We start from the raw sequence: 20462 nt of genomic DNA, 5'->3' as shown, positions 1-20462 counted from the left end.
CCCCTGAATGGAGAATCCAGATGTCTGACAGAGTGTTTATTTTCGATACCACCTTACGGGACGGCGAGCAGGCGCTGGCAGCCAGCCTGACAGTGAAAGAAAAACTGCAGATAGCCATGGCTCTCGAGCGCCTGGGGGTCGACATCATGGAGGTGGGGTTCCCGGTTTCCTCTCCCGGCGACTTTGAGTCGGTACAGACCATAGCACGTACCATCAAAAACAGTCGGGTCTGCGCCCTGTCGCGGGCACTGGAGAAAGATATCGACGCTGCGGCCCAGGCCTTGTCGGTCGCGGATCAGTTCCGCATTCATACCTTTATTTCAACCTCAAATATCCATGTGCAGAGCAAGCTGAAGCGCTCCTTCGACCAGGTGCTGGAGATGGCGGTAGGGGCGGTGAAGTATGCCAGGCGCTTTACCGATGATGTGGAGTTTTCCTGCGAAGACGCCGGCCGGACTCCGATAGATAATCTGTGTCGCATGGTTGAGGCGGCCATCGAAGCCGGTGCCCGCACCATCAATATTCCGGACACAGTGGGCTATACCATTCCCAGCGAGTTCGGCGGCATTATTCAAACCCTGTTCAACCGGGTGCCCAATATCGATCAGGCAGTGATCTCTGTGCACTGCCACGACGATTTGGGATTGTCGGTCGCCAACTCCATCATGGCGGTGCAACAGGGGGCCCGGCAGATTGAGTGTACAATCAACGGCATAGGTGAACGGGCCGGGAACTGTTCACTGGAAGAGATCGCCATGATCCTGGCGACCCGCAAAGACATCCTGGGGCTGGAGACAGGCATCAAGGCTCAGGAAATTCACCGCACCTCCTCCATGGTGAGCCAGTTATGCAATATGCCGATTCAGGCCAACAAGGCGATAGTGGGCGCCAATGCCTTTACCCATTCATCCGGTATCCATCAGGACGGCATGTTAAAGGCGCAGAACACCTATGAAATCATGACGCCTGAGAGCATAGGCCTGAATCGCAATCACCTGAATATGACCTCACGCTCCGGTCGCCATGTGATCAAGTATCGAATGGAGCAGATGGGTTATTCAGAGCAGGATTATTCATTGGATCAACTGTACGACGCCTTCCTGAAACTGGCCGACAAGAAGGGCCAGGTGTTCGACTATGACCTGGAAGCCTTGGTGTATATGGAGGGCCGAGCGGCGGCCGACGACCACTTCCAGTTGCAGCAGCTGGTGGTGCAATCCGACTCTACCGAGGGCATGGCCACCGCCACTGTACGTATTGAAGCCGCCGGTGAGCTAGTGACCGAAGCCGCCACCGGCAATGGCCCTGTGGATGCCGCCTATAAGGCGATAGCCCGTGCCAGCGGCCAGAGCGTAGATATCTGCAGCTATAAGTTGAGCGCCAAAGGCGAAGGCCAGAATGCGCTGGGGCAGGTGGATATCACGGCTCAGTATCAGGGGCGCAATTTCCACGGTGTCGGCTTGGCTACCGATGTGGTCGAGGCTTCGGCCGCGGCCCTGGTGCATGTGATGAACCTTATTCAGCGCGCCGACCAGGTGGCGGATCATAAACAGAAAATACAACAGAGAAAGGAGTTGGGTGGCGTATGAGTTATCAGATAGCGGTATTGGCCGGCGACGGCATAGGCCCGGAAGTCATGGCCCAGGCCCGTAAGGTGCTGACGGCGGTAGAGCAACGCTTTGGTCTGGCAATGGAGTACGCCGAATATGATGTCGGCGGCATAGCGATAGATAACCATGGCTGCCCGTTGCCGGCATCGACCCTGGCTGGCTGTGAAGCGGCAGATGCGATTCTGTTCGGCTCGGTCGGCGGCCCCAAATGGGAAAAACTGCCTCCCAATGAACAGCCCGAGCGCGGCGCGCTGTTGCCACTGAGGGGCCATTTCGGTTTATTCAGTAACCTCAGACCGGCCAAGTTACATCAGGGGCTGGAACATCTGTCGCCGCTGCGCGCCGACATCTCGGCCAAAGGGTTTGATGTGCTGTGCGTGCGTGAACTGACAGGCGGTATCTACTTTGGCAAACCCAAGGGGCGTCAAGGGGAGGGCGAGAGCGAAGAGGCGTTTGACACCATGAGATACAGCCGCGCCGAGATCCGCCGTATCGCCCATATCGCCTTCGAGGCCGCTCGCGGCCGCCGCGGCAAAGTAACTTCGGTCGACAAGGCCAACGTGCTGGCTTGCTCGGTACTTTGGCGTGAAGTGGTCGAGCAGGTCGCGAGCGAGTATCCGGATGTAGAACTGGAACATATTTATATCGACAACGCCACCATGCAATTGCTGCGTCGTCCCTGGGATTTTGATGTGATGCTGTGCTCCAACCTGTTCGGCGACATACTTTCCGATGAAATCGCCATGTTGACCGGCTCCATGGGGCTGTTGTCATCGGCTTCCATCAACAGCAGTGGTTTTGGTCTCTATGAACCGGCCGGTGGCAGTGCCCCGGATATTGCCGGCATGGGGATTGCCAACCCGGTAGCGCAGATCTTGTCGGCGGCCTTGATGTTGCGCCACAGCCTGCAGCAGGAAGAGGCGGCGGCAGCGATAGAGCGCGCCGTAGGCAAGGCGCTGGTAGATGGCTTCTTTACCTGTGAGTTGCTGGCGCCGGAGCAGCGGGATAATGCCAAGACCACGGCAGAGATGGGCGACTATATCGCCAATGCGATTCGGGAGGGGGTGTAATGGGCAAGACATTGTATGAAAAGGTGTGGGATGCCCACCTGGTGGCGACGCCGGCGGGAGAAGCGCCGATTATTTACGTCGACCGTCATCTGGTGCACGAAGTGACATCACCCCAGGCCTTTAGTGGCCTGAAGATGGCCGGGCGCCAACTTCGGGCACCGGACAAGACCTTTGCCACCATGGATCACAACACCTCGACCAAGAGCGCCAGTCTGGACGCCTTGAGCCCCATGGCGCGCACTCAGGTTGAAACCCTGGCGCAGAACTGTCGCGAATTTGGTGTGCGTCTGTATGACATTCACCACCCCAATCAGGGCATAGTGCATGTGATGGGGCCTGAGCTGGGCATTACCCTGCCGGGTACGGTTATTGTCTGTGGCGATTCCCATACCGCTACCCACGGCGCCTTTGGCGCGCTGGCCTTCGGTATTGGCACCTCGGAGGTAGAGCATGTGCTGGCCACCCAAACGCTGCGGCAACTCAAGGCCAAGACCATGAGAGTCGAGGTCAAGGGGCAACTGGGTGAAGGCATTACCGCCAAGGATGTGGTGCTGGCGATTATCGGCAAGATAGGCATGGATGGCGGCACCGGCTATGTGGTGGAGTTTTGCGGTGATGCGATTCGCGCCCTGTCGATGGAAGGGCGCATGACGCTGTGTAACATGGCGATTGAGATGGGGGCCAAGGCGGGCATGGTCGCGCCGGATGAAATCACGTTTGCCTATCTTGAGGGGCGTCAGTTTGCGCCCAAGGGCGCCGATTGGGATGCTGCCCTGGCAGCCTGGCAGATGCTCAAGTCCGATGAAGATGCCGTATTCGATGCCTATGTGGAGTTGGAAGGCAGTGAAATCGCGCCGCAACTGACCTGGGGCACTAATCCTGGCCAGGTGGTGGCCATAGACAAACCTGTGCCCAACCCCGCCGATGAAACCGATGCCACAGTGCGCGGCAGTATGGAAAAGGCGCTGAATTACATAGGGTTGACGCCGGGTACCCTGATGACGGATGTGGCCATCAACAAGGTCTTTATCGGTTCATGCACCAATTCACGTATCGAAGATCTGCGCAGCGCCGCGGCGCAGATCCGCGGTCGGCGGGTGGCTGACGGCGTGACCGCCATAGTGGTGCCTGGTTCGGGACAAGTAAAGGCTCAGGCCGAAGCCGAAGGGCTGGATAAACTATTTGTCGAGGCCGGGTTTGAGTGGCGCTTGCCGGGCTGCTCCATGTGCCTGGCGATGAATGATGATCGCCTGGAAAGCGGCGATCGCTGCGCCTCAACCAGTAACCGCAACTTTGAGGGGCGGCAGGGGCGCGGCAGTCGTACTCATCTGGTGAGTCCTGCCATGGCCGCCGCCGCAGCCATTGCCGGTCACTTTGTCGATATCCGCTACGCAGGCCAGGAGAAATAAAATGCAGGCTTTTACTATTCATCAGGGAATTGCGGTGCCATTGGATAGCGCCAATGTGGATACGGATCAGATCATCCCCAAACAGTTTCTGTCCAAGGTCACCAAGGATGGCTTCGGTGTCCATCTCTTTCACGACTGGCGCTATCTGGATGATGCCGGTGAGCAGCCGGATCCTGCCTTTGTGATGAACCAGCCCAGATATCAGCGAGCCTCTATTTTACTGGCGCGGGAAAACTTCGGTTGTGGTTCCAGCCGTGAACACGCGCCTTGGGCCCTGGCCGACTATGGTTTGCGGGTGATTATTGCGCCCAGCTTTGCCGATATCTTTTACGGCAACGCCATCAATAATGGCTTATTGCCGGTGATCCTTGAGGCCGCTGAGGTGCAGCAGTTGTTTGAGGAGGTGGCGGCGACCGAAGGCAGTGAAATCAAGGTCGACCTGCAGCAGTGCCAGGTTGTTTCACCCTCCGGGAAACGCTTTGCATTTCAACTGGCAGAATCTGCCCGTCATAAGCTGCTCAATGGACTGGATGCCATCGGCTTGACTCTGTCCCATGAGCAGGCCATCGCCGATTATGAAGCCGGGCTACCGGGCTGGCGTGCCTAATCCTGCCTGTTGTTTCAGCGTACGCTTGTACGAGAGCAGACCAGTGGCTTGGTAACTGGGCTGCTCTCTTGTGTTCCAAACAAGTATGTTGACCGTCTTAAACTAGAATTTGTCATTTAAAAACAACCATTTGATTGTTTTATCTATAGGGCGGCAGACTAGAGCTTTGAATACTTAGTGATTTATGCTGTTTGTCTGGTTTAAATTAAGTGAACAAGTGTTTTTATGGGTTTTTATTTTAAGTGTGTTATTTTTCAATAATTTATAATGACTTTGTTGTGTTTTTTTAATCCTTTTCAGCAAACGTTAATGCCATTTACTCTCTGTTTTAAGCACTTTTAAAGTGATTTTGGTCACCTTTCTGTCTTTGAGTGGTGATTTTTGTGGTGTTTTACTCTGTTTTTTGCCTTCTGCTTGCAAAGATATCCTGTGTTAGTAAACTGCGCCGCAACAAAATGGAGTGATTACTCTATTTAGAAATTGCTAAATGAATAGGCAGAGAATAACAATGAAGAAACAACTTATTGCTGTCGCCATTGCGGCCAGCTTTGTGGGTGCAACGACTCAGGTACAAGCGGCGGGTTTCCAACTGGCGGAATCTTCCGCAACCGGACTTGGACGTGCCTTCGCCGGTGAAGCGGCCATGGCCGATAACCCAGCGGTTCAGGGGCGTAACCCTGCCATGCTCAGCTATCTTGAAGGTCGACAGATCTCTGCCGGTGCCATCTATGTGATGCCGGACGTTGACGCCACGGGGCGGGTTTCGCTGGCATCGCCTTTGCTGCCGCAACCTATCACAATGAATGCTGATGCGCTCGATGTGGCCGATAATGCTGCAGTACCTAACTTCTATTACTCCAACCAGCTCAACGACAGCTGGACCTGGGGCCTGGCTCTGAACTCCAACTATGGTCTGTCTACCGAACTGCCGGCCGCTCATGCCGCCTCTATTTTTGGTAACAAGACAGCCATTACCACAGTAGAGCTGAATACCAATATCGCTTACCGTATTGATGAGCGTTTCACTGTAGGTGCCGGTCTGCGCGGCGTATATGGTGACGGTGAAATCGGTGCTTCGGTTCCCGGCTGGATTGAAGGTGTTCGTGCTATCCCTGGCTTGACTGCAGAGGTGACTTCGCGTCTGCCTGCTGCCGGCACTGAGCTTAAGCATCTGGAAGGTGATGATTTCGGTTATGGATGGCAAGTGGGTGCCAGCTGGCAGATCAATGCTAATCACCGTTTGGGCATCGCCTATCACAGCCACGTTGAGCTGGATCTGGATGGTCAGGCGCGCGGCCTGGTGTATACAGGCGGTACTGCCGAGGTTGAAGGCTACTTGCCATTGGAGCTGCCGGCATTTGCCGAGCTGGCTTCTTACCATCAGTTGACTGACAACTGGGCGATGCACGCCAGCATCAACTGGACCGACTGGAGCGTGTTCAACAAGCTGGTGGCGTATTTCCCCGGCGAGCAGAAGCCGGTCGGTGGCCTGGAATCCGATCTGGTTAAGGAAGAAAACTTCAAAGACAACTGGCGCTTTGCTCTGGGTACCAGCTACCAGTTGAACAACGCATGGTTGCTGCGTGCCGGTGTGGCCTTGGATAAGACTGCGGTTGACGATGAATACCGTACCATCACTATTCCAGATACCGACCGTCTCTGGTTCAGTGTCGGTGCCGGTTATGCGCCCAGCAAGAACCTGACAGTGGATCTGGGGCTGACCTATATCCACGCCCACGGTGATGCCCCTATCAACGAGACTCAGGAGCTGATGGGCCTGGCTCAGGTTGCCTTCCAGGGCGATGCCAGCGGCCACGTCTGGTTGGCGGGTCTGCAAGTGACCTACAAGATGTAATACCATTCCAGCCAAGGAATGAGACAAGAGCCCCGCCGAGCGGGGCTTTTTCATATCTGTCAGGTAGGCCAGACCGGCTTGATGGTCACCAAGGTTAGACCTAAGGCTGTTTTATACTTGGCGTGACCGGTCTCAGGGCTTATATTCATGCTATTGCCAACAAAAGAATAATAAGCCCATGAAATATCCACTTCTGTTTGCCAGTGCTATCTCACTGATTTCAATGCCGAGTTTGGCTGAGTCAGATCCTGTCAGTATGTTTATTCAAGGTTTCAATGAGCAAAAGATTGAGCTGATGTTGGCGCAAACCACGGAAGAGGTGACTTGGTTTAATGTCAGCATCACCAAGGTCGACAGACAGGCTTCCGGGCATGCGGAATTGGGCGCGGCTATGACCGACTATTTTCAAACTTTGCCGGGGGCCAAGGCCAGTATTCTTGGCTCGCTGAGCTCGGGTAACTATGTCAGCACCCTGGAAAAGGTCAGCTGGCAGCAGGATGGCGAGCAAAATAGCCAATGTAATATGGGCGTTTATAGCTTGAGGGGCGATAAGATTGCCGCCGTTTGGTATTACCCGGCGCAGGAGTGTGATATTCCCGAAGCGGAAATCGGCTTACCCCGGGGCGATCAGCCTTGGCAACAAAATTAATTCAGCCAACCCAAGAAAGCTTTCACGTGCAAAAGAAATATATTATTGCCCTGGATCAGGGTACTACCAGCTCACGGGCGATTATTTTCGATCAGCAGGCCAATATCGTGGCCGTCTCCCAGCGAGAGTTCAGTCAGCACTACCCGCAACCGGGTTGGGTCGAGCATGATCCCATGGAAATCTGGGCATCCCAGAGTTCGACACTGATAGAGGTTATTGCCCGCGCCGGGATCCACAGTGACGAAGTGGCGGCCATCGGCATTACCAATCAGCGGGAAACCACTGTCATCTGGGATAAGCTCACAGGTAAGCCGATTGCCAACGCCATTGTTTGGCAGTGCCGGCGTAGCAAGGAGATCTGTGAGCAGCTCAAGGCCGAGGGGCTGGAGGACTATGTCCGCGACAATACAGGTTTGTTACTGGATCCCTATTTTTCGGCCACCAAGATTAAGTGGCTGCTGGATAATGTCGAGGGTGCCCGCGAGCGGGCCGAAAGAGGCGAGTTGCTCTTTGGCACTATCGACAGCTGGCTGGTATGGAAGCTGACCGAGGGCAAGGTACATGTGACCGACCCCACCAATGCGTCGCGCACCATGCTCTACAACATCCACAAACAATGCTGGGATCAGACCCTGTTACAGGCGCTGGACATCCCAGCTTCGTTGTTGCCCGAGGTCAAGCCGTCGATGGCTGTTTATGGCACAACCCGGATTGCCGGTGAGGGCAGTGAAATTCTTATCGCCGGCATGGCCGGGGATCAGCAGGCGGCGCTGTTCGGCCAGCTGTGCGTCGAACCCGGCATGGCCAAGAATACCTATGGCACAGGTTGCTTTTTGCTGATGAACACAGGTGACAAGGCGGTGCGCTCAGAGCATGGGTTGCTGACAACCGTGGCTGTAGGCCCCAAGGGCGAGGTGCAATACGCGCTGGAAGGCTCGGTATTTATGGGCGGCGCGACCATACAGTGGCTGAGGGACGAGTTGGGGCTTATTCGTGATGCCCAGGACACAGAGTACTTTGCCTCCAAGGTAGAAGATACCAATGGGGTTTATCTGGTGCCGGCATTTGTCGGGCTGGGAGCCCCTTACTGGGACGCCAACGCCCGCGGCTCTTTGCAAGGATTGACCCGCGGCGTAAACCGCAACCACATCATACGTGCGGCGCTGGAATCCATCGCCTATCAGAGCCGGGATCTGCTGGATGCCATGAGTAAAGACAGCGCTGTTGCACTCAAGCAGCTGAGGGTGGATGGCGGCGCCGTGAGTAACGACTTCCTGATGCAGTTCCAGGCCGATATCACAGATACTCAGGTACTGCGGCCGGCCTTGACCGAAACTACCGCCATGGGAGCGGCATTTTTGGCCGGTCTTGCCTGTGGTTTCTGGGACTCGGTGGAAGCGCTTTCTCACCGGAGCGATGTTGAACGTTGCTTCGAGCCGGCCATGGATGAAGGACGGCGGGAGCTTTATTACCGCGGTTGGCAGAAGGCGGTGGACCGTTGTCGCCACTGGCATGAAACCGAGGAACTGTGATGTGCCGGGCGGTTTCTTGTCGGCTGTTATTGTCTCCCATTGAATAGTGACTCAGAATAGTGCCCCAAAGACACCAAAGTGAGCCCGCCATGACAGTGACGACCGAAGCCGAATATCTGGCGCAATACAATATCCATGACTACCCGCTGCCGCTGACCAGTGTCGACAGCGTGCTGCTCTGTGTACGAGAAGGGCAATTGTGTGTGCTCTTGGTCAAGCGTTCCGGGTTTCCCTGCAAAGGGATGTGGGCATTGCCGGGAGGTTTTATTGATCTGCAGCAGGATCAGGATATCGATGCTTCGGCCAAGCGCAAACTTAAGCAAAAGACCGGCATAGTGCCACCCTACCTGGAGCAGTTACAGAGTATAGGCAATGGCCGCCGGGATCCCAGAGGCTGGTCGGTCACCATCAGCTATTATGCGTTGATGCCCCATCTTGAGCCCGTCATGGAAGGTTCTGAAGAGAGCCGCTGGTTCAGCTTGCAGTCGCTGCCCGAACACTTGGCCTTTGATCACGCCGATATCATAACCTTGGCACAGGAGCGCTTACGCCAAAAGGCGCTTTACAGCCTGGTGGCGGCTTTTGCCTTGCCGGAATTGTTTACCCTGGCCGAATTGCAGCGAGTGCACGAGGCTATTCTGGGTAAGCCACTGCAGAAGAAATCTTTCCGGCGGCGAATCGAGCAGGCCGGCGTGCTCGCCCCCTGTGGAGAGGGCCGGGTCGAAGTCGGTCGCCCACCCCAGCTCTACCGGGTATTGCCTGAAGCCGCCGATTATCGCTTTGTACGCAACCTGGAAGCTTGAAACGTCATTTGAGCTTCTTTGGTTTACCACTGTCTTATCCATTGTTTTAATTTTTCTTTTTATATAAGTGTCCTTTTGACTCAAAATAAACTTGACTGCTCTAACTAGCTGTTTTAGATTAAGTGTCAATAAGACACTTAATGGTGAGCGATATGGATATCAGTATTGAGCTAGTAAACAAAGATGCGACCAGACAGGCGTTGACTGTTGAGCAATGGCAGTTTGCCGGTGGTGAGCAGCATGTGCGTCTGGCAGGTTTTGATGGACAACAGGTACAGAGCGCGATTATCTGTGCCAGGTTGCAGAGCAGTGATGCCATCATGCAGCTGCTGCTGATCAAAGATGCTTTGGACCGCGCCGCCCCCGGCATTCAGGTTTCACTGCAACTTCCCTATTTCCCCTATGCCCGCCAAGACAGGGTTTGCGTCGCCGGTGAGGCTTTTTCCGCCGCCGTGATGACGGGGTTGCTGCGAAATGCCGGCTTCAGCCAGATCCGCTGCTGGGATCTGCACTCGGCGGTCAGTGAGCAACTGCTTGAGGCCGAGCAGGTACATCAGGCGCAGTTGGTTTGTCAGTTTGCGCAGCTGAAGCAGTGGCTGCAAACCCACCAGGCGGCACTGCTTGCGCCTGATAAGGGTGCCAGCCACAAGATTGCCAAGGTTGCCGATGCGCTGAGTGCCGCTGGGATTGAGGCCGAAGTCTTTCAGGCCAATAAACGCCGGGATCCGGCGACGGGCGCCATATTGGCATCCGAGTTGAACGCCGATGTTGCTGGCCGCAGTCTGCTGATCCTGGATGATATTTGCGATGGTGGCAGAACCTTTATCGAGCTGGCGCGGCTTTTGAAACAAAAAGGCGCCGCCCGAGTGGGACTCTATGTGACCCATGGCCTATTTTCTCGCGGAATAGAGCCGCTGGAAGGTTTGATTGATGCCGTGTTTACCACAGATTCAGTGTGCCCATTGCATCCGTTTGAGTCGCAAATTGTTGAGCTGCACACCTTGAAACTGTTTGAATAAAAGGAGTTTATTATGAGTATCATCGCCCCCTCAATGCAGAAGGATGTCTACAAAGAGTTTCATGGTCGCGCCTATCATCCTCAGGTGACCGAGGTGTATGCCAACTTCACTTCCCGCAGCGGTCGCAATGCCAACATAATGGACAATGACAAGGTTGCCTTTGTTGGACTGCAGTATTTTATCAAGAGCTATTTAATGGAGGAGTGGGACAGCTTCTTTCGTCAGCCCAAGGCGCAGGCCGTGGCCGCCCACAAGCGCATTCTCAGTGCCATGCTGGGGTACAGTGTCGATGTCTCTTACCTGGAAAAACTCCACGACCTTGGGTATTTACCGCTGAGGATCAAGGCGCTGGAAGAGGGGACTCTGGTGCCTTATCTGGTGCCGCCGTTGACTATAGTCAACACCCATCCGGATTTCCCCTGGTTGACCAACATGATAGAAACCGTGCTCAGTTGTGAAAACTGGCCGATACAAACCAGTGCCACCACGGCCGTTGCTTACCTGCGCACCTTTAAAGAGTTCGCCGACAAGACAGGCCTGCCCGCCGAGATGGTAGCGTTTCAGGGGCATGACTTCAGTTTTCGCGGCATGTTCGGTAAGCAGGCCGCTGCCATGAGTGGTTTTGGCCATTTGGCCAGCGGCTTTGTTGGAACCGACACCATTCCGGCGGTGCTGTTTGCCGAGAAGTACTATGGTGCCGATGTCGATAAGGAGTTGGTCGGCGCCTCAGTGGATGCCACCGAGCACTCGGTGACCTGTTCCTGGATCCTCGAAGGGGAGATCGCCTTCTTCCGTTATCTGATGCAGACCCAGTCTCCCAAGGGGATCCTCAGTGTGGTGTCCGATACCTGGGATTTCTGGACTCTGGTGACTCAATACTTACCTGAACTCAAGCAGGAGATCCTCGAGCGTGACGGCACCCTGGTGATCCGCCCCGACTCCGGCGACCCTGTGACAATTCTCAGCGGTTATAAGCTGGCGCCTGAATCACTTATCCGCGAATGCGGCCTGGATGAAGCATTGCAAAAGGCGGCCGATAACGGTTATGAGGCGATAAGTTGGCATGGTGAGTTTATCGGTCTGCAGCGCCAAACCCTGATGGCCTGCGAGGTGAAGGGGCTTATAGAGTGCCTGTGGGAGATTTTTGGCGGCACCTTGACTGACAAGGGTTACAAGCTATTGGATAACCATGTGGGTGCCATTTATGGCGATGCCATCACGCTCGAGCGTCAACGACAAATACTGCAGCGTTTGATGGATAAAGGTTTTGCTTCCAAAGTCGTGCTGGGGATTGGCTCATACAGCTATCAATATGTCACCCGAGATACCCATGGCTCGGCAGTCAAGGCGACCCACGTGATAAAAGACGGCGAGCCGCTGGCGATTTTCAAGGCACCCAAGACTGATAGCCAAAAGCGTTCTGCCAAGGGGCTACTGCAAGTGGTTATGCAAGACGGTGAGCTGGTGCTGCGAGACGATGTTTCGGTGACTGAAGAAGCCCAGGGGCTGCTGCAAACCGTTTATGAGGATGGCAAACTGCTTCGTGAAACCAATTTGGCCGAGATACGCCAGCGGGTGGCGGCGCAGCTGTGAAGCCTTGATTCAATGACATTCATAGGCAAGGTCAGACATCGATATCTATGATCTTACCCTTGCCTTCTTCTTGCGCCCTGGACTCATCCCTTTTTTCATCTTCCTGGCGGCGGTTATGTTTACGCCGCTCGCGGGCAAAGCCTTTCTGCTCTTTGCGGCGATCAGCGACTTTTTCACGTTTGTCTATCTCGGGAGGCAGTTGCGATTGCGGGGCTTCGTGGCTGTCGGGCGCTATGGCGGAGCTGGTTTTGACCTGCTCCACTTCGCGTTTGGGCTGAAATACCGCTTTGACCGGGCGTGCCAACATGGCGTAAATGCTGTCCAATCCCATGATGTCCCCCCTGATTTTACGATGTTTTTCCAGTTGAACACCGCATTGCCTGTAAGCCTCATATCCTTTTATCGGCCAGGAGTGTTTAAAATTTAGACTGTTATTGTTCTTTCTGGTTCCTTGGGTTTTTGGGGTAAGAATAAATTGCTTCTTTGTATTCACAATAGCGGTTCGCTGCATGACCTGACAGCGTTAGGTTATAAGGGTGACAAACTGTTTTTCTGTTCCTTTAGTGTTTTGTTCTGGGTCTTTTGAGTCATGACAAAGTTTGCGCTGGATCGTATTACTCACATGCTCATTTTTGGGAAACTTCTCCACAATCATTTCTTTTCACTGTGAAAATCCTCCTGACCTGTGTCGAAATTTTCCCCTGACAGGTGCGTTTGCACCACTTTTTGCCACTTGGAATTCGTTAATGCAAAAAATGTTGTGACACGCTGCTAACCCGCTTGGTGACTGGCTTTATTCGAGTTTGCATTGCTTGACAATCCTTGTTGACTGTCCCTAAACTTAGCATCTGTGGGAATTTGTGGATATTTGTGGATCTATTAACTGAGCAAGGATGAAACCAAGTGTTTTCCGGCGCAAGTGCTTTGAATCTGGATGCCAAGGGGCGGATCGCTATGCCAACGCGATACCGCGAGCCTCTGCATGCCGATCATCAGGGCAAGCTGGTGATCACTGTGGATATCCAATCTCCCTGTCTGTTGATCTATCCGGTAAACGAATGGAACAAAGTTGCCGACAAACTGCTCGGCTTGTCTGATTTCCAACCGCAGGAGCGGGCGATGAAACGCCTGATGCTGGGTTATGCCCAGGAGTGTGAGTTGGATACCAATGGCCGGGTTTTGTTGACTCCGCCGCTCAGACAATATGCCTCCTTGGAAAAGAAGACCATGTTGGTCGGGCAGTTGAACAAATTCGAACTCTGGGATGAACAGGTCTGGCAGCAGCAGTTGGCCGACAGCCTGGAGATGATTAAGAGCCAGGGATTGACCGCCAGTGAGCGGCTGGCCGATTTTTCACTCTGATGAGTGAGACCAGATTAAAGAAGAGAGTGATGAGCCAAAACTTTGCCCACCTGTCTGTCCTGCTTCAAGAAACGGTAGACGGGCTCAATATCCGCCCAGATGGCATCTATATCGACGGTACTTTCGGTCGGGGTGGACACTCACGTCAGATCCTTTCCCGCCTGGGTGAACAGGGGCGGCTGATTGCCATTGACAGAGATCCTGCGGCCATTGAAGCCGCGAAACAGTTTGCCGATGACCCGCGTTTCACCATAGTCCATGGCGGTTTTGGCCAGTTGGCTGACTATGTTGAGCAACTGGGACTGGTGGGCAAGATAGACGGCGTCTTGCTGGATCTCGGTGTGTCATCGCCGCAACTGGATGATGCCGAACGTGGCTTTAGTTTTCTGCGCGATGGCCCACTCGATATGCGGATGGATAACAGCCAGGGCCAAACAGCGGCCCAGTGGCTCGCCAGGGCCGAGATCGAAGATATGGCCTGGGTGTTCAAAACCTATGGTGAAGAGAAAAACGCCCGTCATATCGCCCGTTGTATCGCCGCCGATCGTGATGAGAAGCCGTTTTTACGCACTAAAGATCTGGCTGGTTTGATCGAAAGGATCACTAAACACAAAGAGCGCAACAAGCATCCGGCAACCCGAGTGTTTCAGGCGATTCGCATCTATATCAACAGCGAGCTGGATCAAATAGATCAGGCGCTGGAAGGGGCATTGAAGGTATTGGCGCCCAAGGGACGGTTATCGATCATCAGCTTCCATTCTCTTGAAGATCGTATGGTGAAGCGCTTTATCCGCCGTCACAGCAAAGGTGAGGAAGTACCTTACGGCTTGCCGGTGACCGAGGCTGAGCTTAATCGCTCACGGCAGTTGTTGCCCATAGGCAAGGCGCTGAAACCGTCGGATGAAGAGATTGCCGTTAATGCCCGGGCCCGCAGTTCTGTACTCAGAATTGCCGAGCGTTTGCCCTACTGAGGTGGCGGTGAGTAAGTCGCAACTCAATCTAGCGCGTATAGTGCTGCGGGATCTTTGGCAGCACAAATGGATCCTCTTGCTGGGCATGCTGGTGCTGGGGAATGCGGTTGCTGTGGTATATACCAGCCACATCAGCCGTACCCAGACCAGCGAGTTGGACAAGCTGTTACAGGAAAGAGATCGCTTGGATATCGAGTGGCGCAACCTGTTACTGGAAGAACAGTCGCAGGCGGAGCACAGCAGGATAACCCGGATTGCAACCAAGGAATTGGACATGATAAGGCCCTTACCCAATGAAGAGGTGGTAGTGAGACTTCCATGAGAAAACAGGCTAAAAGGATTCAAAAGCCCCAACTGATCCACTGGCGACTGCAGGTGGTGGTGGCTTTTGTTTGCCTGTTGTTTGTCTCACTGGTGGGACGCGCCGCCTACATCCAGGTAATAGAACCGGAAAAACTGCGTCACGAGAGTGATATGCGTACTCTGCGCACCACTTCCAACCAGGTGCAAAGAGGGCTTATTACCGACCGCAACGGCGAGATGCTGGCCGTCAGTGTGCCTGTGCGTGCCGTCTACGCCGACCCCAAGGTGGTTCACGACAAGGATGGCTTCAATGATATGCGCCGCTGGCGGGCGCTGGCCGATGTATTGCACGAGCCGCTGGATGACCTGTTGGCCAGGGTGCAGTCCAACCCCAAGAAACGCTTTACCTACCTCAAGCGCCAGGTTACCCCGGCGGTGGCACACTATATCGAGCAGTTGAAGCTACCCGGTATCTACCTCAAGTCTGAATCACGCCGTTACTATCCGGCCGGTGAGATCAGCGCTCAGTTGGTCGGGATCACCAATATTGATGATGTCGGCATCGAAGGCATTGAAAACACCTACAACAGCTGGCTGACCGGCACTCCCTCCAAGCAGAAGGTGCGTAAGTCCCGTGACGGCCGGGTGGTTGAGCGGCTGGATATCATCCAGGAGGGCGAGAGCCCCAATGATCTGGTGCTCAGCATAGATCAGCGTATTCAGCAGTTGGCTTACCGTGAGCTCAAGCGGGCCACCGAAATGAACCAGGCAACATCCGGTTCCGTGGTGGTACTGGATGTACACACGGGCGAAGTGCTGGCGATGGTTAACACTCCCTCCTATAACCCCAACTCGCGGGAAAACCTGCAGAGTCACAGGATGCGTAACCGCGCCCTGACAGACACCTTTGAGCCGGGTTCGACAGTGAAACCCTTTGTGGTGGTGGCGGCGCTGGAGGCCGGGATCGTCAAGAATGATGAGTTGATCCCGACATCACCCGGTTGGATGCGTATTGGTGGCCGGCAGGTGCGGGATGTCCGCAACTATGGCGATATGTCATTGGCGAAGATTTTGATCAAGTCCAGTAACGTGGGGATCAGCAAGTTGGCGCTGGAAATGCCGGTGCAGCAGCTTTTGGGTACCTATCAGTCCATGGGGCTCGGCAACTATTCAGGGATCAACCTGACCGGCGAGAGTGCCGGTTTGGTGCAGGACAGACACAGATGGTCTGACTTTGAACGGGCGACTCTGTCCTTCGGCTATGGCCTGACAGCCACTCCGCTGCAGTTGGCGCGCATGTACGCCACTCTGGGTAGCGGCGGCATACTTTACCCGGTATCGATTCTTAAACTGAAGCAACCGCCGGAAGGCACCCGGGTGATAGCCCCGGATGTGGCCCGCGATGTGATCAACATGCTGGTGGGCGTGACCGAGAAGGGCGGCACAGGTACTCGGGCGCACATTGAAGGCTATCCGGTTGCCGGTAAGTCGGGCACCAGTCGTAAGGCGATAGCCGGTGGCTATGGCGATGACTATGTTGCCCTGTTTGCCGGTGTCGCGCCGGCAAACAACCCCAGGCTTGCCATGGTAGTGGTGATCAACGAGCCCAAAGGGGACAGATATTACGGCGGCGTGGTGGCGGCACCTGTGTTTGGCAAGGTGATGTCCGGCGCGTTGCAGATGTTGAATGTGGAGCCTGTGAGTGATGATGCTCGCGTACAACTGGCTCAGGTACCTAGGAGAGCAGAATGATGTTATTGCGGGATCTGCTGGCTCCCTGGTTTCATTACTCCGGCGCGGAGACGGTGGCCGAGCCCTGTCTCGACAGTCGGAAAGTGGTTGAAGGTGGCCTTTTCGTGGCCGTTCCCGGACATCAGGCCGATGGTCGGGAGTATGTTGCCGCCGCCTTCAACAAGGGAGCTGCGGCTGCCTTGCTGCATACGGACGATCCGGATGCCCACGGCAAGGTGGAGCGGGAGCAAGGCTTAACCATCTATTTTTTTCAACTGAGTCGGCAGCTATCGGCGCTGGCGGCCCAGTTCTATGGCATTCACGCGGTCAAGCCTCGCCTGGTGGGGATCACCGGCACCAATGGCAAGACTTCTGTCAGCCAGCTTATCGTCCAGTGGGTGTCTTTGCTGGGCGAAAAGGCCGGTGTCATGGGCACTTTGGGGAACGGTTTGCTGGGTGAACTCCAGGAAGCGACCAATACTACCAGTGATGCCTTGGCCGTAATGGCCCAGCTCAAGGCTTTTGAGCAGATGGATGTCAGCGTCTGCGCCATGGAAGTGTCCAGCCACGGTTTGGTGCAGGGACGGGTAGAAGCCGCGCCCTTTGAAGTGGCGGTGTTTACCAACCTGAGCCGGGATCATCTGGATTACCACCAGACCATGGAGGCTTACGCCGCCGCCAAATTGAGGCTGATGCGGTTTGCCTGTCTCAAACACGCCGTAATTAACTTGGATGACGCCACAGGGCAGGCCTGGTTCGAGGAACTGCCCAAGGCCAAGTCGCTCGGCTATAGCATTAAGCAAGATCCCAGAGCGGCAGTTGTTGCCGTTAACTCTCAATATCACGCCAAGGGCGTACGCGCCGAGATCCACTGGCCGGAAGGTAAAGGCGTGCTGGAAACTCCGCTGCTGGGCGAATTCAATCTTTCTAATCTGTTGGCAGCGTTGACGGCGCTCTATGCCATGGGTTATCCGCTGCAAAAGCTGCTGTCGTTGTCACCTGCCCTGAAGCCCGTGCCTGGACGGATGGAGTGCTTCCCATCGAGAAAAGGTTTTTCGCTGGTGGTGGATTATGCCCATACCCCGGATGCGCTGGAGCAAGCGCTCAAGGCGCTGCGGCTGCATACCGACAACCGCCTCTGGTGTGTCTTTGGCTGCGGTGGTGATCGTGACAAGGGCAAGCGACCGCTGATGGCTCGTGCAGCCGAGGCTTTTGCCGACCGCTTGATGGTCACCAGCGACAATACTCGCAGTGAAGAGCCGCAAACAATCATTGATGAAGTCATGTCCGGGCTGACTCGCCCCGAGGCGGCACTCTCCTGTGTCGATAGGGTGACAGCCATTAAACAGGTTTGCGCCCAGGCAGAGGCGGGAGATGTGATTTTATTGGCCGGCAAGGGGCATGAAACCTATCAGGAAGTGGCAGGAAGCCGTCATCACTATGATGAGCGGGCCTTGGCGTTTGAACTTAGCGGAGGCAAGGCATGATCCCTTTGACCCTGCAACAGATAGCCACGGCGCTGAATGCCAAGTTGATTCCGGCAACTGCTGCAATGCAGCTGATTGAGAGTGTCAGCACAGATAGCCGTGATATAGGCACCCAAGGTTTATTTATCGCTCTCAAGGGAGAGCGCTTTGACGCCCATGAGTTTGCCCCTACTGCGGTCAAAAATGGCGCCGTAGCGCTCCTGGTCAGCCGCGAGTTGGCACTCGATGTGCCGCAGCTGCTGGTGGCCGACCCTCACCAGTCCCTGGGGCAACTGGCGGCCATGGTACGCAGCCTGGTATCACTCAAGTGTGTTGCCTTGACCGGCTCCAACGGCAAGACCAGCGTCAAGGAGATGTTGGCGACCATATTGTCGCAACATGCCAAGGTGCTCTACACCGCCGGTAACTTCAACAACGATATAGGCGTGCCGCTGACAGCCTTGCGCCTGGAGCCTGAACACGAATACGCGGTATTTGAGCTTGGCGCCAATCACAAGGGTGAAATTGATTACACCTCGGCCATAGTGCGCCCGGATGTTGCCCTAGTGAACAATGTCGCCAGCGCTCATCTCGAAGGGTTTGGCTCAGAGGCCGGTGTGGCGGCCGCCAAATCCGAAATTTTCAATCACTTGGCTCCGGACGGCTGCGCCATTATCAATGCCGATGACAGATACGCCGAGGTAATGCGTCAGGCTGCGTTAGGCTACCGTCAGTTAAGCTATGGCATTGACGCAGCAGCCGAACTGACGGCCAAAGATTTACAGGCCGATGCCTCGGGGCGTTATCGCTGCACGTTTTGCTGGCAGCAGCAGGAGTATTCGCTGGCGCTGCCGCTGGCCGGCCGACATCAGGTGGCCAATGCTCTGGCGGCAACTTCGGTTTGCTTGGCGCTGGGCCTGGATATGGCAAGCATTATCTCTGGCTTGCAACAGATGCAGCCGGTCAAGGGACGCATGCTGCCCACTGAGCTTGGGCGGGTGCAGCTGATCGATGATAGCTACAACGCCAATCCGGCTTCGGTCAAGGCGGCGATCAACTGGCTTCACGAAATTCACGGAAATCGCATTCTGGTACTGGGCGATTTAGGGGAATTAGGCGACAATGCCCCCCTTTTGCATCGCGAGCTGGGTGAGTATGCCCGGGAGGCCGGGATAGATGCCCTGTTTTGCTGCGGTCAATTAACCCAGAACACCAGCCAGGGGTTTGGTACGGAACATCTGGATACCCAAGGGCGTTTGGTGGAAAATTTAATCGAATATATCAATCAGTTGTCAGGGAGTGTCACTGTATTGGTCAAGGGCTCACGCAGCATGCGTATGGAACGTGTGGTCGAGGCCCTTAAATCAGCCTTCGGGCGTGGGGAGTTAGTGTAGATGCTGGTGTATCTGGCGGAGTATCTAACCCAGTTTTATACCGGGTTTAACGTGTTTTCCTATTTGACCTTCAGAGCGATTCTGGGGTTGTTGACCGCCCTCAGCTTTGCGCTCTGGTGGGGGCCCAAGTTGATCGAGCGTTTGCAATTGCTGCAGATAGGCCAGGTGGTGCGTAACGATGGCCCCGAGTCACATTTCAGTAAGCGCGGCACCCCAACCATGGGTGGATTACTGGTGCTGGCGGGGATCTTTATCAGTGTCCTGCTGTGGGGCGATCTCGGTAACCGCTATGTCTGGGTGATGTTATTCGTCCTGGGCAGCTTTGGCCTCATCGGCTTCCTCGATGATTACCGTAAGGTAGTTCGTAAGGATCCCAAGGGGCTGGTGGCCCGTTGGAAGTACATTTTACAGTCGCTGGCGGCGATTGCTGTGGCTTTTTATCTCTACGCGACCGCATCTCTGCCGGGTGAAACCCAATTGGTGGTGCCTTTCTTCAAGGATGTGATGCCGCAGCTAGGGCTGTTTTTTGTAGTACTGGCCTATTTCACTATAGTGGGTTCGAGCAATGCGGTTAACCTGACCGACGGCCTCGATGGTTTGGCGATTATGCCAACCGTTATGGTAGCGGCGGCGTTTGCGCTTATTGCCTACCTCTCTGGCCACGCGCAATTTGCCAGCTACTTACATATTCCACATCTGCCGGGGGCCGGTGAACTGGTGATCGTCTGTACCGCAATAGTCGGTGCCGGTCTTGGTTTCCTTTGGTTCAACACCTATCCGGCGCAAGTGTTTATGGGCGACGTAGGTTCGCTGTCACTGGGGGCTGCGCTCGGCACCATGGCCGTACTGGTACGCCAGGAGATTTTGCTGGTGATTATGGGTGGTGTGTTTGTAATGGAGACTTTGTCAGTCATCCTTCAGGTTGGATCCTATAAGCTGCGGGGCCAGCGGATTTTCCGTATGGCACCCATACACCACCATTATGAATTGAAAGGTTGGCCTGAGCCCAGAGTGATAGTGCGTTTCTGGATTATCTCTTTGTTCCTGGTTCTGCTGGGATTGGCCACCCTGAAGTTGAGGTAAGCAGT

The 20462-nt window shown here is 55.0% G+C and carries 18 protein-coding genes; 17 read left to right on the top strand and 1 reads right to left on the bottom strand.

Annotated elements, in window-relative coordinates:
- Nucleotides 1–20 precede the first annotated feature (20 nt).
- From leuA to ACMHXE_RS07550, 10 genes are all read left to right on the top strand, one after another.
- On the top strand, nt 21–1589 hold the full coding sequence (gene leuA / locus ACMHXE_RS07595; RefSeq protein WP_226684854.1) for a 2-isopropylmalate synthase: 1569 nt from the start codon (nt 21–23) through the stop codon (nt 1587–1589).
- On the top strand, nt 1586–2680 hold the full coding sequence (gene leuB, locus ACMHXE_RS07590; protein WP_413731878.1) for a 3-isopropylmalate dehydrogenase: 1095 nt from the start codon (nt 1586–1588) through the stop codon (nt 2678–2680). The genes leuA and leuB overlap by 4 nt, the downstream gene beginning before the upstream one ends.
- A complete protein-coding gene (gene leuC / locus ACMHXE_RS07585) occupies nt 2680–4089 on the top strand; it encodes a 3-isopropylmalate dehydratase large subunit (protein ID WP_165564337.1) in 1410 nt (469 codons plus the stop codon). The genes leuB and leuC overlap by 1 nt, the downstream gene beginning before the upstream one ends.
- A 1-nt stretch (nt 4090) precedes the next feature.
- Nucleotides 4091–4696, top strand: a complete 606-nt coding sequence (gene leuD, locus ACMHXE_RS07580; protein WP_101056255.1) for a 3-isopropylmalate dehydratase small subunit — start codon at nt 4091–4093, stop codon at nt 4694–4696.
- A 508-nt stretch (nt 4697–5204) separates the two neighbouring features.
- The gene (locus tag ACMHXE_RS07575) at nt 5205–6551 is read left to right on the top strand and encodes an outer membrane protein transport protein (protein WP_413731875.1); all 1347 of its coding nucleotides are present in this window, start codon (nt 5205–5207) and stop codon (nt 6549–6551) included.
- Between the two features lie 178 nt (nt 6552–6729).
- Nucleotides 6730–7200, top strand: coding sequence for a nuclear transport factor 2 family protein (locus tag ACMHXE_RS07570; RefSeq protein ID WP_101056257.1), 471 nt, complete (start codon nt 6730–6732; stop codon nt 7198–7200).
- A 26-nt stretch (nt 7201–7226) separates the two neighbouring features.
- The gene (glpK, locus tag ACMHXE_RS07565; RefSeq protein WP_101056258.1) at nt 7227–8732 is read left to right on the top strand and encodes a glycerol kinase GlpK; all 1506 of its coding nucleotides are present in this window, start codon (nt 7227–7229) and stop codon (nt 8730–8732) included.
- Nucleotides 8733–8821: 89 nt separating this feature from the next.
- The gene (locus ACMHXE_RS07560) at nt 8822–9535 is read left to right on the top strand and encodes an NUDIX hydrolase (RefSeq protein WP_101056259.1); all 714 of its coding nucleotides are present in this window, start codon (nt 8822–8824) and stop codon (nt 9533–9535) included.
- 152 nt (nt 9536–9687) lie between these two features.
- Nucleotides 9688–10554 carry a ribose-phosphate diphosphokinase gene (gene prs / locus ACMHXE_RS07555; RefSeq protein WP_157822682.1) on the top strand — a complete coding sequence of 289 codons (867 nt, stop codon included), beginning with the start codon at nt 9688–9690 and terminating at the stop codon, nt 10552–10554.
- 12 nt (nt 10555–10566) lie between these two features.
- Nucleotides 10567–12147, top strand: a complete 1581-nt coding sequence (locus ACMHXE_RS07550) for a nicotinate phosphoribosyltransferase (RefSeq protein WP_101056261.1) — start codon at nt 10567–10569, stop codon at nt 12145–12147.
- A 31-nt stretch (nt 12148–12178) separates the two neighbouring features.
- Here the strand turns inward: ACMHXE_RS07550 and ACMHXE_RS07545 are convergent, their stop codons facing one another.
- Nucleotides 12179–12481: a hypothetical protein gene (locus tag ACMHXE_RS07545; RefSeq protein WP_373296845.1), complete on the bottom strand. Its 303-nt coding sequence runs from the start codon at nt 12479–12481 to the stop codon at nt 12179–12181.
- A 569-nt stretch (nt 12482–13050) separates the two neighbouring features.
- On the opposite strand from ACMHXE_RS07545, the gene mraZ reads away from it, so the two are divergent.
- From mraZ to mraY, 7 genes are read left to right on the top strand one after another with little or no spacing between them, the layout of a single operon-like run.
- Complete coding sequence (gene mraZ / locus ACMHXE_RS07540; RefSeq protein WP_039035209.1) at nt 13051–13509, top strand: division/cell wall cluster transcriptional repressor MraZ; 459 nt, start codon at nt 13051–13053, stop codon at nt 13507–13509.
- A 29-nt stretch (nt 13510–13538) separates the two neighbouring features.
- Nucleotides 13539–14480: a 16S rRNA (cytosine(1402)-N(4))-methyltransferase RsmH gene (gene rsmH / locus ACMHXE_RS07535; RefSeq protein WP_101056263.1), complete on the top strand. Its 942-nt coding sequence runs from the start codon at nt 13539–13541 to the stop codon at nt 14478–14480.
- 7 nt (nt 14481–14487) lie between these two features.
- Complete coding sequence (ftsL, locus tag ACMHXE_RS07530; protein WP_039035250.1) at nt 14488–14802, top strand: cell division protein FtsL; 315 nt, start codon at nt 14488–14490, stop codon at nt 14800–14802.
- Entirely contained in the window at nt 14799–16535 is a 1737-nt protein-coding gene (locus ACMHXE_RS07525; protein ID WP_101056264.1) for a penicillin-binding transpeptidase domain-containing protein, read from the top strand. Before ftsL ends, ACMHXE_RS07525 begins: the two co-directional genes overlap by 4 nt.
- Complete coding sequence (gene murE / locus ACMHXE_RS07520; protein WP_101056265.1) at nt 16532–18001, top strand: UDP-N-acetylmuramoyl-L-alanyl-D-glutamate--2,6-diaminopimelate ligase; 1470 nt, start codon at nt 16532–16534, stop codon at nt 17999–18001. The genes ACMHXE_RS07525 and murE overlap by 4 nt, the downstream gene beginning before the upstream one ends.
- Complete coding sequence (locus ACMHXE_RS07515) at nt 17998–19374, top strand: UDP-N-acetylmuramoyl-tripeptide--D-alanyl-D-alanine ligase (protein ID WP_101056266.1); 1377 nt, start codon at nt 17998–18000, stop codon at nt 19372–19374. Before murE ends, ACMHXE_RS07515 begins: the two co-directional genes overlap by 4 nt.
- Nucleotides 19375–20457 carry a phospho-N-acetylmuramoyl-pentapeptide-transferase gene (gene mraY / locus ACMHXE_RS07510; RefSeq protein WP_101056267.1) on the top strand — a complete coding sequence of 361 codons (1083 nt, stop codon included), beginning with the start codon at nt 19375–19377 and terminating at the stop codon, nt 20455–20457. It begins immediately after the preceding gene.
- Nucleotides 20458–20462 lie beyond the last annotated feature (5 nt).

This window comes from Shewanella sp. BJSY2023SW007 (genome assembly GCF_047314525.1).
GTDB classification, from domain to species: domain Bacteria; phylum Pseudomonadota; class Gammaproteobacteria; order Enterobacterales; family Shewanellaceae; genus Shewanella; species Shewanella chilikensis.
This window is presented reverse-complemented; position numbering and strand designations above follow the sequence as displayed.